Origin of the sequence: Halioglobus japonicus, from assembly GCF_001983995.1 — a bacterium.
GTDB lineage: Bacteria > Pseudomonadota > Gammaproteobacteria > Pseudomonadales > Halieaceae > Halioglobus > Halioglobus japonicus.
Genome location: NZ_CP019450.1, coordinates 45598 through 59748, shown reverse-complemented (window position 1 = coordinate 59748; position 14151 = coordinate 45598). Strand labels below are relative to the sequence as shown.

Annotated in this window: 16 protein-coding genes and 1 pseudogene; 9 read left to right on the top strand and 8 right to left on the bottom strand. The window is 59.4% G+C overall.

What is annotated here, in order from left to right:
• Nucleotides 1–13 precede the first annotated feature (13 nt).
• The 3 genes from BST95_RS00300 to BST95_RS19480 all read left to right on the top strand — a co-directional run bounded on the left by BST95_RS00300 (nt 14) and on the right by BST95_RS19480 (nt 1207).
• Nucleotides 14–334 carry a hypothetical protein gene (locus BST95_RS00300; protein WP_084197683.1) on the top strand — a complete coding sequence of 107 codons (321 nt, stop codon included), beginning with the start codon at nt 14–16 and terminating at the stop codon, nt 332–334.
• Between the two features lie 55 nt (nt 335–389).
• Nucleotides 390–947 (top strand): hypothetical protein, encoded by a 558-nt coding sequence (locus BST95_RS00295; protein ID WP_084197682.1) that lies wholly within the window; start codon nt 390–392, stop codon nt 945–947.
• 89 nt (nt 948–1036) lie between these two features.
• The gene (locus BST95_RS19480; protein WP_157114430.1) at nt 1037–1207 is read left to right on the top strand and encodes an HNH endonuclease signature motif containing protein; all 171 of its coding nucleotides are present in this window, start codon (nt 1037–1039) and stop codon (nt 1205–1207) included.
• Between the two features lies 1 nt (nt 1208).
• On the opposite strand, the gene BST95_RS00290 is transcribed toward BST95_RS19480, so the two are convergent.
• Nucleotides 1209–2216, bottom strand: coding sequence for an NAD-dependent epimerase (locus BST95_RS00290; protein ID WP_084197681.1), 1008 nt, complete (start codon nt 2214–2216; stop codon nt 1209–1211).
• Between the two features lie 106 nt (nt 2217–2322).
• On the opposite strand from BST95_RS00290, the gene galE reads away from it, so the two are divergent.
• Entirely contained in the window at nt 2323–3342 is a 1020-nt protein-coding gene (gene galE / locus BST95_RS00285) for a UDP-glucose 4-epimerase GalE (protein ID WP_084197680.1), read from the top strand.
• 16 nt (nt 3343–3358) lie between these two features.
• Here the strand turns inward: galE and BST95_RS00280 are convergent, their stop codons facing one another.
• Entirely contained in the window at nt 3359–3736 is a 378-nt protein-coding gene (locus tag BST95_RS00280) for an MAPEG family protein (RefSeq protein ID WP_066059515.1), read from the bottom strand.
• A gap of 100 nt (nt 3737–3836) precedes the next feature.
• Between BST95_RS00280 and BST95_RS00275 the strand changes: the two genes are divergently transcribed.
• Nucleotides 3837–4577 (top strand): YdcF family protein, encoded by a 741-nt coding sequence (locus BST95_RS00275; protein ID WP_084197679.1) that lies wholly within the window; start codon nt 3837–3839, stop codon nt 4575–4577.
• 140 nt (nt 4578–4717) lie between these two features.
• Nucleotides 4718–6547: a sensor domain-containing diguanylate cyclase gene (locus tag BST95_RS00270; protein ID WP_169843797.1), complete on the top strand. Its 1830-nt coding sequence runs from the start codon at nt 4718–4720 to the stop codon at nt 6545–6547.
• Between the two features lie 15 nt (nt 6548–6562).
• Here BST95_RS00270 and BST95_RS00265 read toward each other — a convergent pair whose 3' ends face one another.
• The 5 genes and pseudogenes from BST95_RS00265 to BST95_RS00245 form a co-directional block, all read right to left on the bottom strand.
• Nucleotides 6563–7048, bottom strand: a complete 486-nt coding sequence (locus BST95_RS00265; protein ID WP_229801900.1) for a helix-turn-helix domain-containing protein — start codon at nt 7046–7048, stop codon at nt 6563–6565.
• A 123-nt stretch (nt 7049–7171) separates the two neighbouring features.
• Nucleotides 7172–9127 (bottom strand): M48 family metallopeptidase, encoded by a 1956-nt coding sequence (locus BST95_RS00260; RefSeq protein ID WP_084197677.1) that lies wholly within the window; start codon nt 9125–9127, stop codon nt 7172–7174.
• A gap of 88 nt (nt 9128–9215) precedes the next feature.
• Nucleotides 9216–9805: pseudogene (locus BST95_RS00255) on the bottom strand (LemA family protein).
• Between the two features lie 70 nt (nt 9806–9875).
• Nucleotides 9876–10151 (bottom strand): PqqD family protein, encoded by a 276-nt coding sequence (locus BST95_RS00250; protein WP_066059530.1) that lies wholly within the window; start codon nt 10149–10151, stop codon nt 9876–9878.
• Between the two features lie 204 nt (nt 10152–10355).
• Entirely contained in the window at nt 10356–11333 is a 978-nt protein-coding gene (locus BST95_RS00245) for a hypothetical protein (protein ID WP_084197676.1), read from the bottom strand.
• 145 nt (nt 11334–11478) lie between these two features.
• Between BST95_RS00245 and BST95_RS00240 the strand changes: the two genes are divergently transcribed.
• Nucleotides 11479–11718, top strand: coding sequence for a hypothetical protein (locus BST95_RS00240; protein WP_084197675.1), 240 nt, complete (start codon nt 11479–11481; stop codon nt 11716–11718).
• A 17-nt stretch (nt 11719–11735) separates the two neighbouring features.
• Here the strand turns inward: BST95_RS00240 and BST95_RS00235 are convergent, their stop codons facing one another.
• On the bottom strand, nt 11736–12845 hold the full coding sequence (locus BST95_RS00235) for a D-2-hydroxyacid dehydrogenase (protein ID WP_084197674.1): 1110 nt from the start codon (nt 12843–12845) through the stop codon (nt 11736–11738).
• A gap of 193 nt (nt 12846–13038) precedes the next feature.
• Here BST95_RS00235 and BST95_RS00230 point away from each other — a divergent pair, with 193 nt between their 5' ends.
• Together BST95_RS00230 and BST95_RS00225 are read left to right on the top strand one after the other, a co-directional pair.
• Nucleotides 13039–13656, top strand: a complete 618-nt coding sequence (locus BST95_RS00230) for a DMT family transporter (protein ID WP_084197673.1) — start codon at nt 13039–13041, stop codon at nt 13654–13656.
• On the top strand, nt 13653–13898 hold the full coding sequence (locus BST95_RS00225; RefSeq protein ID WP_240500237.1) for an EamA family transporter: 246 nt from the start codon (nt 13653–13655) through the stop codon (nt 13896–13898). Before BST95_RS00230 ends, BST95_RS00225 begins: the two co-directional genes overlap by 4 nt.
• The last annotated feature ends 253 nt before the right edge of the window (nt 13899–14151 follow it).

Here is a 14151-nt window from a genome sequence, read left to right as displayed (position 1 = left end):
AACCGGGTGTGCGATGGCAGCCATATTCTGGGGTTCTGATGAGCTCGTGCGGCAAATGGAAGAGGTGGGTATTTCCAGGGCCCAGGCGAGCGCCATCGCGAAAGGTACGGCGACAATGGTGGTTCAAAATTTCGATGCGCTGGTGACCAACGATTACTTCGATGCCAGGTTTACTGCGTCCAAATCAGAGCTCGACGCAAAGATCGAGAAGCGGTTTGTTGAGGTCAACCTTCGCTTTGAGCGCGCCGAAGGCAAATTCAGGCTGTTGTTTTGGATGCAGGCCATCACCGAAGCTGCCGTGGTGCTGCCTTCTCTTCGTGATTATATTCGCTAGCTTGGTTCACCTCATACCCACTATCCAGTAGCAGGCGGTTTTCCCGCGCTGTGTGATGTCTAAGCGCGAAGTTGAAGCGCTGCGGGAGCAGAAGCGGGAGTTTTACTGGTTCCACGATGACGATGACGACGGCACGGTGGTGATACACGGCCGGTTTACCCCGGAGGAAGGGCTTGTGGTGTGCAGAACAATCGACACGATGACAAAGCCCATTCGGGAGGCGCGGCAGGCGGACTGGGACGCAGTGCACAAAGGGCGAATGCAGGCAGCGGCACGAAACATTATCGCCCGTGCGCGCGACGCGGAAGACAGGGTGATCACAGGCGAGGATTTTAACGCGCCGCCGGATGTGGAGTATGAGCAGGCCAAAGAAACAATCTCCGCGGAGACGTACAAGCAGTTTATGAACCAAAGTCGGGCGGATGCGTTTGTGGGTTTGGTGGAACATTCTCTGGCGATGGCGCCGAACTATTCACAGCTGCAGGGGCTGAAGGGCGCCGAACGGTGCCAGGTTGTGTTGCAAGTGGATGTGAACACGCTACGGGAACAGCAATCGGGGGTGTTGTGTACATGGGCGCGCCGATTACGAGCAGACGCCGAGTCTGGCGCCTGAAACGGCGCGTAGGTTGAGTTGCGATGCTTTGCTGGTGACGGTGATCGAGAGCGAGGATGGCCTGGTGCTGAACGTGGGTCGAAGGTCGCGTGTGGTGCCTGCGCGCATCCGGCGGGCACTGGTCCGAAGGGGGTGAGACAAGCCTCGACAACCTGGTGACCTTGTGCCGGTTTCACCACCGGCAGCTGCATCGTGGGCGCATGGAGGTGGTGAAAGACGACGTCTCCGCAGAGATTCTATTTGTGGAGACGCCGGAGTAGTTCAGGCGCCGTAGAACTCGCGGTACCAGCGAATGAAATTATCGATGCCTTCACTGACTGGGGTGCTGGGCCGGTAGCCCACAGCGTTCTCGAGGGCATCGATGTTGGCGGCAGTGGCGGGAACATCCCCGGGCTGCATGGGCAGGAGTTCGAGCTTGGCTTTCATGCCCAGAGCGTTTTCGATAGCGCCGATGTAGTCGAGCAGTTTTACCGGGTTATTGTTGCCGATATTGAAGATACGGTAAGGCGCGCTGGATGTGCCCGGGTCTGGGTTGGCGCTGTCCCAGTCGGGGTTGGGGGTGGCCGTGTTGTCGGTGACACGCACCACGCCTTCCACGATGTCGTCAATGTAGGTGAAGTCGCGCTGCATCTTGCCTTCGTTGAATACCTTGAGGGGCTCGCCGGCGAGAATGGCGCGGGTGAACAGGAACAGGGCCATGTCAGGTCGGCCCCAGGGGCCGTACACCGTGAAGAAGCGCAGGCCGGTGGTAGGAAGGTCGAACAGGTGTGAATAGGTATGCGCCATCAGCTCGTTGGCCTTCTTACTGGCGGCGTAGAGCGAAATCGGATGGTCCACATTGTCGTGCACGGAGAAGGGCATGGTGCTGTTCATGCCGTACACCGAGCTGGAGCTGGCGTAGACGAGATGGCCAACGTTGTTATGGCGGCAGCACTCGAGAATGTTGGTAAAGCCCACGATATTGCTATCGATGTAGGCGTGGGGGTTCTCCAGCGAATAGCGTACGCCCGCCTGAGCCGCTAGATTGATTACGGCGTCGAACTGGTGCTCGGCAAACAGTGCTTCAAGCACAGGCCGATCTTCCAGATTGGCCTCAATGAAGGTAAAACCAGGCTGTGCCTCGAGCAGCGCCAAACGGGCTTGCTTGAGACTTACCTCGTAGTAATCGTTCAGGTTATCCAGCCCAACCACGGTATCACCGCGGGCGAGGAGTTTCTGACAAGTGTGGAAACCGATAAAGCCGGCGGCGCCGGTAACGAGAATATGCATCTGGACTTCTTGCGCGAGTGAGCTTTTGCCGAGGATAAGTGATTTAGACAAGCGCCGCTATGTTAGGATGCGCGTGGTCGTCTAATAGTTGTTCGAGAATTGATTCATGTCGCAAACTGTTCTGGTCACCGGTGGTGCGGGTTATATCGGAAGCCACGCCTGTGTCTCCCTCGTCGAAGCGGGTTTTACCGTGGTGGTGCTGGATAACCTGTGCAATAGCAGCCGCGAAGCGGTAGCCCGGGTGGAACAGATCACCGGCGCAGACATCCCCGCCATCGAAGGCGACATTCGTGACGCCCAGTGCCTGGCCGATGTATTTGCCTCTCACCGCATCGACGCCGTAATGCACTTTGCCGGCCTCAAAGCCGTGGGCGAATCTGTCGAGAAGCCTCTCGAATACTACGACAACAACGTGAACGGCACGCTTGTGTTGCTGGGTGCCATGGAGCAGGCCGGTGTCACCCGAATGATTTTCTCCTCCTCGGCCACCGTCTATGGCGACCCGGCCTCTATGCCGATTCGTGAAGATTTCCCTACCTCGGCCACCAACCCCTATGGTCGTTCCAAGCTTATGGTGGAGGAGATTCTCGGCGACTGGGCGGTAGCTCGCCCCAACTGGAGCATCGGCCGGCTGCGCTATTTTAACCCGGTGGGCGCTCACGCCAGTGGCCGTATCGGTGAAGACCCGAGCGGCATTCCGAACAACCTGATGCCCTTTGTGGCGCAGGTGGCGGTAGGCCGACGGGAAAAACTGGCTGTGTTTGGCGATGATTACCCTACGCCCGATGGCACTGGCGTGCGTGATTACATTCATGTGGTTGATCTCGCAGAAGGCCATGTAGCGGCACTGAACTATGTGCTGGAAAAGCCCGGCCTGCTCACCGTGAACCTGGGCACTGGCAATGGATCTTCAGTGCTCGACATGGTGCGAGCCTTCGAGGCCGCCAGTGGCAAGCCTGTGCCGTATGAGATTGTTGCGCGCCGAGCGGGGGATATTGCTGAATGTTGGGCAGACCCGGCTCTGGCCGAAGAGTTACTGGGCTGGAAAGCCAGCCGCACCCTGGAAGATATGTGCGCCGACACCTGGCGCTGGCAGTCGGCGAACCCGGCCGGTTATTCCGGCTGAGTTCGCAGCCTCGCTGTTATAGCTGGCCGATAGCACCCCACAGCGAAAGCACCATAAGGCCCACGTTTGCGAGAAACCCGATGCCCATGCCCGGGCCGCGCGTGGCCGGGTCCTTCATGTAGGCGTTGCGGTACAGCAGCCGGCCCACCATAAACATCACGCCCAGGCCCGCCGCCCACAGCGGGCTGAAAAAATACGCGCACACCCACATGGCTGGCAAAGTCACTGCCATTTGTTCCAGGGTGTTCATCTGCACCCGGAAGGCGCGCTCGAATTTTTCGTCGCCGGAGGTGGCTGGCGCCACCACGTTCTCGCCCCGGGCAAAGCCGCACAGCAACATGTAAGCCGTGTATTGCACGAGCATGAGGATGGTGACAATCGCGACATATTGCATGGTATCTATTCCTTGTTCTTGTTGATTTGTGGCTTAGTATGGTCCCAAGCGCGTTCGAGTATACAGGAGTTGCCCCATCTCATTTGCCGTTACAAAACTGTTGTCGCTGCTGGTGTATCCGCTCACCCAGGTGATTCTGGCGGTATTAATTGGATTATTCCTGCTGAAGAAAGATTGGCCGCGCAGCGGTAAGTGGCTGATCTTCTTTGCCACGGCCTGGCTGTATGTGTGTTCCAGCGCCCTGTTTGCGGATTTCCTGATGGGCAGCCTCGAGGACTATTACCGCCCCAAAGTGATGTCAGTTGTGCCCAAAGCGGAAGCGATCGTGGTGCTGGGCGGCGGCACCCGCGGCGATACTCACTGGAGTAGCCACGGCGATCTCAACCACGCGGCTGACCGCATGCTGCACGCGGCGGATCTCTATAAAAACGGCAAGGCCCCGTTTATTTTGGTGAGCGGCGGGGCCGGGCCAGGAGACCGATCCGAGGCGGATATCATGGAGCAGATTCTGGTAACCATGGGCGTGCCGGCCAGGGCTATTCTTAAGGAGAGCAACAGCCGTGATACCCACGAAAACGCCGTTTTTTCAAAAGTGATTCTCGACGGCAAAGGCGTTGAGAAAATTCACTTGGTAACGTCTGCCTGGCATATGCGCCGCGCCGTGCCCTTATTTGCGCGCGAAGGGTACGAGGTGATTCCCGCGCCCACCGATTACCAGCGCCTCGTCGGTACACCCGCGGTGCCGCCCTTTTTACCCACTGTGGACGATCTGGCCCGCACCACGTATGCCTTGCGGGAATATGTCGGTTATCTTGTGTATCGCTACCGCGGTTGGCTCTAGATCAAGTAGTGCTTTGCAAAAAAGTACAGAAAAGCTGTCCTGAACTGTGACGGAACTCTAGCTTTTACGCCCCTCAAGCCACCGGCCACTGTAATTTCCCTATACTGATGATCCCCATTTTCGAGGGATTGAAGGACAACGTGGCCAAGATCAGTACCCTTCAGTCGGCGGCGAGCAAACTTTTGCTGGGCTGCCTCGCACTCCTGCTTCTGGCGGGACAGGCGAGCCTTGTCTCGGCGAACGATACTGTCGCTGCCCATGTGGACGAGCATCTGCTGCGTGAGTCGCTATCGCTGAAAGGCGATTGGCGGTTTATGCCCGGCGACGACATGGCCTGGGCTTCGCCCACCTACAGCGATGCCGAGTGGGAGGTGCGTCGTGTTCCTGGACGGTGGGAGCGCCCGGGTTACCCAGAATTCAATCACATGGCCTGGTATCGGCTGACGATCCAACTCGACTCGAACCTCGTCGCCAGCGACCAGGTAAAAAGCCTGGCCATTCGCACCGGCAAGGTGATGAGTGCGTTTGAGCTTTATGCCGGTGGTGAGTTAGTCGGTAAAGTCGGGCAACTGCCTCCCCTGGGTGATATTAACTACGACCGCCAGCGCGTATTTGTCATTCCCGCCTCTGCCGTTGATGCCCATGGCCGCGTGGTGCTGGCCATGCGTGTATGGGGCGGCCCGGAGCCCTTAGTGAATGCCTGGAGTGCGGGCCCATCCGGCGGTGAATTCCGCTTCGGTGAATTTGCACCGCTATTACTGAAAGGTGTGGTCGGTGAATTGCCGGGCCTGTTGTTTGCCGTGCTCATTTTCGCGTTTGGCTTGTACCACCTGTACATCTACGCGCAGAACAAGGTCCTGGTGAGTTACCTGTGGTTTGGCCTGGCGTCGATGGTGATCGCGCTCTACGGGCTGATGCTCACCCAATGGAAGTTTATGCTGGGTCTGGATTTCGGCACCCTGAAGAAAATAGAGTTCGGCGCTATTTACCTGTTCCCTGCCCTCGGTATTCAACTGGTATGGGCGGTGCTGAAAATTGGCGTGCCACCGTGGCTGCGGATGGTGCAGGTGGCCTTTGTGATGTTCTCCGCCGCGGTGATGTTGATTCCGGGGCAGAATGTGAACTTCTACACGCTCCACTACGAGCAATTCCTGGCACTGGGCGTAGTGGCCTATACCGTATATGTCATTTTGGCGGAGACACGCCGGGGCAATCCCGAAGCACGCTCGGTGGCGGTGGGTACGTTTATCTTTATGGCCACTTGCGTCAACGATGTGACCATCGACCTGTTCCACATCGAAACCCCGCGGCTGTCGCCGGTCGGTTTCGTGGCTATTCTGTTGGCCATGGCTGTATCCATGGCGCGCAGCTACACGTCCATGCATTCCGAGTTGGAAGCGCAGGTGGCGGATCGAACCGCCGAACTCAGTGACGCCAATGAAAAGCTCATGAGGGCGGCGAGTATTGATCACCTCACCGGCCTGCTGAACCGTCGCGGTTTTACCGATGAAGTCAGCCAGGAAATCAGCCGTTCACAGCGCTCGGGTAAGCAGTTCTCGATCGTCATTTCCGACGTGGATCATTTCAAGCAGTTCAACGACCAGTACGGCCATGCCTGCGGTGACCACGTGCTGCGCCGGGTAGGCGAGCTGATGCGCGACCGCACCCGCGATGTCGATCGCGTGGCCCGCTGGGGCGGCGAGGAGTTTATCCTCATGCTGCCCGAGACAGATTCCGAAGGCGCGGCAGTACTCGCCGAGAAGCTGCGCGAAACTATCGCCGACAATGTGTTCGAGTACGGTGGTGAACGCTTAAGCCTCACCATGACCTTTGGTGTCGCTGAGTATCGCAAGGGCGAGACGCTCGACGCCTGCGTTGCCCGGGCAGATACCGCCCTGTATCACGGCAAGGAGCGCGGCCGGAACAAGGTGATGATCGGCAACTACAAAGGTCTCACACTGGTCGGCTGACGCAACCGTCTCACTTCAGTATCCGCACTGTTCCCTGTACTGGCTGTACGTTAGCCCGGTCCAGCGCTGGAAGGCGCGGTAGAAGCTGTTCACTTCCAGGTAACCCAGTTCATCCGCCAGGCATTTGCCCGGTCGCCAACGCTCTCGCAGTGAGCGTTCACAGCGGTATTGCCGCACCCGGTCCAGCAAAAACTGGTAGCAGGTGTGGTCTTGCCGCAGGCGCCGGCGCAATGTGGTGCCGCTCATGCCGAGGGTCTCGGCAACGGAATCGGCCCTCACTCGCGCCAGGTTACTCTCCAGTAGTATTTTCAGGACGCGCTCGGCGGTGCAGATCTGATGCGAGGGTCTCTCCCGCGGCAGAAAGCCTTCGCTGGCGTCAGGTTCAGGTGGGGCAACGGGCTGGGGTGGCATGGGTGCCAGCAGCGGGTTGCCGATGAGTGCTTTCACATCGGGCAGGTAGCCGGAGCCAGCTCCCGCCCGAGAGGTCAGTGCGTGTTCCATAGCCAAAACTTCCATGTTGTGGTTTAGAAACTGTTATGTGTGCCGTCATCCTTGACGGTAAGGATCAGCCTAGCACAGGGGGCGTGCCTCGCCAGCGAATGGTCGGTTTTGGTGGGGCGGGCTTCAGTTCTGCAGGTAGCCGGGTAGGGGGCAGTCCATTACCGCGGCCATCGCCGCGACAATTTCGCGCTCTTCGGCGGTGACAGCGCCGTCGGCGCCGGCGGCAAGCGTCATCGCTTTTAGTATCCGCGGCTTTAGGAGGGGGTAGCAGCTGGCCAGCTCGTGCACGGCTTGGCTGAAGGCTGCCACGCTCATCTGGTCGCGCTGCATCAACTGCATTTTATTGAAACCCAGTTCATCGGCGCCCAGGCGGAAGGCCTGTTCGCTGTCCTTTATGCTGCTGGCGCCGCCTTCATAGGCGAGGGTGGAAAGGACCACGCGTAAATGGAAGTCGACCTTGGCCAGCTTGCGGTAGCGCGGCTTGCTGGGCTTCACCTGGATGTATTCCGGATCCAGGTAGTGGCGAGCGAGTTGGAACAGGCACCATTCATGCAGTTCAGTGCGCGTGTCCGCTTTAATCAGTTGCAGCAGATTGGTTTTGAAGGCCCGATACTGGCCGAGGGACATGGCCTTGAGAGCGGGCAGGCACAGCTCGAGCAGCGGCAACCGCCTGGGTGCTCCCAGCGCCTGTACCGCCGGGTATACGGTATGGGTGAGCTCGGCCAGGCCCTGCACACCGGATTCGCTAAGCACTTGTGACTGCACCTGGTAAACCGGCGCCTGTGGGCTGGCCAGCAGCGCACACACCAGTGCCTGGGCGCCTAACGGTTCGTGGCTGTGGCGCACCAGGGCCACGGGAATAGCGGCCTGGGTGGCGGTCTCCGCTTCAAAGTCTGCGGGTTCGCCAAACCAGGCGTCTTCCTCAGCGCTTACCTCATCCTGTTGGTCAGCCACATCTGCTGTGGCCGCCATCGCAGCCGCTACGATACCTGCGCGTGCCAGCCCTGCTTCAGCCGCCGAGGTGCCGGGGTTGGGGTAATGCTTGGGTTGGCGTTTGATGAACTGGCCATCCCAGGCGGGGTCGACGCGACGAATGCGCTCGGCCAGCGGCGGGTGAGTGGAAAACACCTGCCACAAGTGATGCTCCACCTGGCCAAAGAAAATGTGCGACATCTCTACCGCGCGTGCGGCGTGCACCAGCGTGCCGGGCACATAGCCCCCTATGACCTTCAGCGCATCCGCAATGCTGCTGTTGTCGCGGGTGAACTGCACCGCACTGGCGTCGGCCAGATATTCTTTCTGGCGGCTGATGGCGGCCTTGATAAAGCCCGCAGCGAGACCGCCCAACCAGCCCAGTAGCCACAGCAGCAGGCCCAGTATCAGCAGTGCCGGGCCATCATTATTACTGCGTGCCCCGGTGCGAACGCGGTTGGTGCTGCGCATCAGAATGTGGCCCACATCGCCCACAAACGTAATGCCCTTGAGCATTGCCGCCAGGCGAATGTTCAGGCGCATATCGCCGTTGAGTATGTGGCTGAACTCGTGGGCGATAACGCCCTGCAGTTCTTTGCGGGTGAGGTGGTCAATACAGCCCCGTGTCACCGCGACTACGGCGTCTGCCGGCACGATCCCGGCGGCGAAGGCGTTAATGCCGCGCTCTTCCGGAAGTATGTAGACCGCCGGCACCGGCATATTTGCCGCCAGTGCCATCTCCTCTACCACATTGAGGCAGCGGCGTTCGGCTTTGTCGGTGGTTTGCGGAAGCAACCGCACGCCGCCCATGCTCTCGGCTACTACCTTGCCGCCGCTGGAAAGGTGTATCCACTTGAACAATATTACCAGCGCGATCGTGGCCGTGGTGGCCATGCCGATCGCCCCGAAGCGCTCCCAGCTAAAAAAGGCCATAAAGCCCTGCACACCGCTGCTGCCCGAATACACGTTGTAATCCTGGCTGAAGTACAGAAAGCCCGATACCAGCAGGTTGGTAAGCAATACCAACAAAAACACCGCCGCCACAAACAGAGCCACCAGCAGCCGGCTGTTTCTGCGAGCAATATCCTGTTGCTGAAAAAAATCCATAACCCTTCCCGCTGTCGGAAAACCCTGGGGTCAGGTCTTATTTTTCTGAAACAGCTGTTTCAGAAAAATAAGACCTGACCCCAAGGTGTTAGAAGGCGATTTTGGGGGCGGCCTGGAGTTGGGGGGAATCGTCGAACTCCAGGAGTTGGGCGTCTTCGGGGTGGCCGAAGCGGGCGGCGAAGAATACCGGGGGAAGCTCTGGCGGTAGGTGTTGAAGGCCATGACGGCATCGTTAAAGCCCTGGCGGGCGAAGGCGATGCGGTTTTCGGTAGTGGTGAGCTCCTCGGTGAGTTGCATCATGTTGTCGCTGGCCTTGAGGTCCGGGTAGGCCTCCATGGTTACGTTCAATTTGCCCAGGGCGCCCTGCAGGGTGTTTTCCGCGCTGGCAAGGTTGCCCAGGTCGGTGGCGCCGAGGTTGCCGTTTTCCAGCGCTTTGAGCACGGCGGCCGCGTCGTTGCGGGCGGTGACTACGGCATCCAGGGTTTCGCGTTCGTGGGCCATATAGCCCTTGGCGGTTTCCACCAGGTTGGGGATGAGGTCGTAGCGGCGCTTGAGCTGCACTTCAATTTGAGCGAAGGCGTTTTTGTAGCGGTTCTTGAGAGTGACCAGGCGGTTGTAAATACTGATGATGTAAATCACCAGCGCCAGTAGCACGAGCCAGAAGATGATGCTTCCCATAGGTCACTCCGTTTGGTTTATGGTGCTGACTGCTTGAGCAGCCATTATTAATTGTTGCGGCGCGGAGCGCTCAGTCGCTCAGCTCGACCAGGCCCATCTTGGCCAGTTTGCTGAACAGCTCGCCCATGTCTTCCTCGAGCTGCTCTGCGGTAACGTCATACTCAGCCAGCATGCGGTCGTACACATCTTGCAAGCTGCCGGTTTCCTCGGTGAGTTGCCAGATACGCGTACCGACCTCGTCCAGGCCGAAGTAGTTCTCGCTTTTAAGATCGAGAATCACGGTTTCACCGGACACTTCCTGATGGATGGCATCCGGGGAGATTGTGACAGTCTGGGCCAGATTCATCTGCACTGCATCCTTATCTTTGGTATGAATGCAGGGTGTATAAATTGGAGCGGGAATTCAAGCGTGTTGTGTTGCCATTTGTCGCGAAGTGTCGTGCTTGTGTCGACGGATCGGTGGGGGAATAGCGCGGATTGAGATTCCTGGAACAAGTGGTAGCGGAGAGTCGCGGAGCTCGGACCGAGGCCGGCTCCGCGAAGGGCGCTGTTAGCGGCGGCGGTTGCGGCGCGCGGCCAGTCCACCCAGGGCAATCACCAGCGGCACGAGCCACAGCGAGGGCAGGGGCACCGGCCTTGGATCAAAGGCTGCGCGGCTGCCACCGTCGTCAGCGACCCCGGCCTCGGCGGCCACCGCCGTGTCGGTGCCTGAGGTAGTGTCTACGGGCGTAAAGTCAAAGTTATAGGCGGCGCTGTAGCCCGCACCTGCGCTGTGCGCAATTGAGACGTTATCCACGTACCCGATCTGGCCCTGGTTATAGGAACCCACACCCAGGCTCACCTTTACCAGGTCAGCATCGGCAAAATCAGTTGAGAGCTGGGCCAGCCATTCATTGAGCGTGTTCAGCGGCGGGCCGCCAGCGGCGTTGCCGGTGCCGAAGCCGCGGGTAGACCAGAAGAAGCCTTTGTCGCCGTCGATGGTTTCTGTAGTCCAGGTGTCCAGCGGTGGCTCGCTGTTGCCATAGTTCCAGTAGGGCTCGTAAACCAGCGTCATGAAGTAGTCGTCCGCACTGACCACGTCGTCGCAGGTGGCATTGAAGAATGTCAGTCGCAGCGCAGGAGCGGCGAAGGCACTCTGGCCGACGTTGGTGGCCTTCAGGTAGCTGTAGCTGAGCTGAAGTGAGCCAAAGATGTCGGCAGGCCTACCGTAGGCATCCAGTACCCCGATTTCACTCTTGGCTTGGTTGGTGAAGTCTGTGGTCAGCAGGGCGGCGCCGACTGGCAGTGGCGCACTGTTCTCCAGGTTGCCCCCCAGGCCGGTCAGGTCGACGATGCCGGCGGTGCCACCTGTGCGAACGTCGTTTTCATACCAGACCTGAGGGTCGGTATTGGTCGAGTCGGCGATGGTGGTGACAAGGGTTTGTGACAGGGCCGCGGGGCTATAGCGACGCCCAGACAGGCGGCGAGGAACTTCTGGTGGTACACGGTGGATCAGACGCCATTCTGGTGGATGAGTAAGGGCGGCCATTAGCGCGAATCTTGAGGGCTGCAGCAGTAGAAAACTGGAGATTGCGCCAGAAAGTGTGCGGTGGGTCACACAACTGGTCTCAAGTGGCCAAGGCCGCTGTTTGGTCTATGCTGAGCAGAACCAGTTAAGGACCCGGAGTCGACGTATGAAATCCCCAGCTATCGCACTTTCTCTCGCCCTGCTAGTAAGCGCCTGCTCCGGCGGAGACGGCGGCGGCACCGGTAGTCCCGCGGTGGGATCGGATGTCGACGAGCATGGCTGTAAGGCTTCTGCAGGCTACAGCTGGTGCGCCAAAACCCAGCAGTGCGAGCGCCCCTGGGAGTTGGCCAAGCAGCAGGGCTTTGAGAATAACGAGGCCGCCTATAAGGCGTTCTGCGAGGAGTAGCAGCCCGCTGGCTGGCGTTAGTAGCCAGCCTGGGTGTTCACCTTGTTTAGCAGTGGCTCACCGGCCACGTAACGTCTGAGATTCTCCACGGTGAGTGCGCTCACCCGCTGCACTGTGCCTGCGCCTGATGCAGACAGATGCGGTGTGATGATCACGTTGTCCATCTTCCACAGGGGATGATCCGCGGGCAGGGGTTCCGGGTCAGTCACATCCAGACCCGCCGCATAAATCTGCCCGGAGGTCAGGGCCGCCATCAGGTCATCGGTGACGGTACTCTTGCCCCGGCCGATGGACAGGAAGATAGCGCCGGACTTGGTCGCGTTGAAAAACTCTCCATCAAACAGGCCGGTGGTGGAGGTAGTTAGCGGTAAGGCGTTCACGACCACATCGGCCTCTCCCGCCAGTTTGTGCAGTTCATTGGCGAGGCCCACGTAGCTCACAAAATCTGGCCCACTGCGGCTGGAATTTCTCGTGGCTGTCACGTTCATGCCCAGTGCATGGGCGCGGCGGGCGATTTCTGTACCAATACCGCCGAGGCCCACCACGAGAAGGGTTTTTCCGCGCAGTTCGCCAAAAGGCATATTGCGTGCTGGGCCACCCAGCCATTCGCCCGTTTGTTGGGCGTTGATCAGCAGGGGCAGGTTGCGGGTGAGGGCCATCAGCATGGCAATAGTGTGCTCGGCAATGGCTGGGCCCATCAGGCGTTTGCTGTTGGTGAGCACCCGCTGGTCGAACGCGTCCATGGGGCAGCGGTCAACACCGGCGGAGATATTGTGCACCCAGAGCAGCTTATCTGTGGCGGCCTGGATGAGGTCCGGTGAGCAGAACCCGATCACCGCATCGGCGTCTGCGAGCTCCCTGGTCAGGGTGTCGCGGGTAGCGAACACGAGTTGTGCATCCCCCGCGGCGGCCTCCAGCTGTGCCTGGTAGCCGGGCATGGCCTGAAGCATGGTCGGCGGTACGGCCGCCACAATTTTGCCGGGTGCCCAGCCGGGGTGCTCGCGCATGGGCTCAGCGGCCTCGCGCAGGCCCAGTTCATTAATCATGGCTTGCACCTGGGGACTGGGGCCCGCCTGGGCGGTCAAGGTGATCAGCGTGGTGATCATCAGGGCAATTATCTGGCGCATCGGCAAGTCCTCAGAGATTTCGTGATCGGTTGTACGCAAGAAGTTGCCAAGCGTATCAGGGTCTGCGGGCCTTTGCCCCCTGAGCCTGGCCCTCTATACTGCGCGCAGCTTTTGTCCCTGACGGAGAATCCCACTGTCTACTAACGCCACACAACCCGCGCCGCGCAGTAATATCCCACGTGCCATCGCCTGGATGATGTTGGCGCTGTTTTGCTTCTGCCTGCTGGCGGTGGCCAGCCGCGAGTTGACGGTGGAGATGGGCACGGTGCAAATTCTGTTCTGGCGCAGCCTGTTGGGGTTGATCATGGTCAGCACCATTCTCTATTCCAAGGGGCTGTTGAATCGCGAGGGGTTAAAGCCCGAAGTGGCGCCCTGGCACTTCCTGCGCAACGGCGCGCACTTTGCCGGCCAGTGTGCGTGGCTGATAGCCATTGCCGCGCTGCCCCTTGCGGAGGTGTTTGCGCTGGAGTTCACTACCCCTCTATGGGCAGCATTGCTCGCGGCGGTGTTTATGGGTGAATCCATGACCCGTGGCCGCTGGGCCTCAATTTTATTGGGACTTATCGGTGTCCTGGTGATTTTGCGCCCCGGCGCGGCGGTCATCGACCCTGCCAGCCTGGTGCTCCTCGCCGGGGCGGTGGGTTTTGGTATCAGCATAATTGTGACGCGTAAGCTGACGCTGCTGCTGAGCGGTACCAATCATACTTTCCTGTTGATTCTGTTCTACATGACGGCCATGCAGTGTGTGTTCTCGCTGCTGTTGTCGCTGCCGGCGCCGGGCTTGCCCCGGCGGATGACTGGGGGTGGATGATCGCGGCAGCAGTGACAGCACTGGTGGCTCACTACTGCCTGAGCCGGGCCCTGTCCTACGCGGACGCGGCGATTGTTATGCCCATCGACTACCTGCGCTTACCGCTAATCATGCTGACGGCATGGTGGTTGTACGACGAGGCTGTGACGATCTGGTTGGCCCTGGGTGCCGGGCTAATTATCGGCGGCAATGCGCTTGGATTATTCCTGGAGTCGCGGCGCAGGAAAGTAGCGAGCACCTAGCCGCCAAAGCTCGCGAAATCAGCTGGATGCTGTTGTGAACCACCCGGCGCCTCCACCTGGCCTATATTTAGTGGACACAAGCTTGGTCTGGTAAGTTTGGCCGCATTAGCGAAAACCTTACTCCTGGGGATGGATGAATGGTGTCGAAAAGCCGCGTGCATTCTGGGCGCCATGGCCCTTTCGGTAGGGGCTTTGGAGGCCCGCGCCTATTTAACGGATCAGACCATCACCATGTGCATCAAGTTTTAACCCG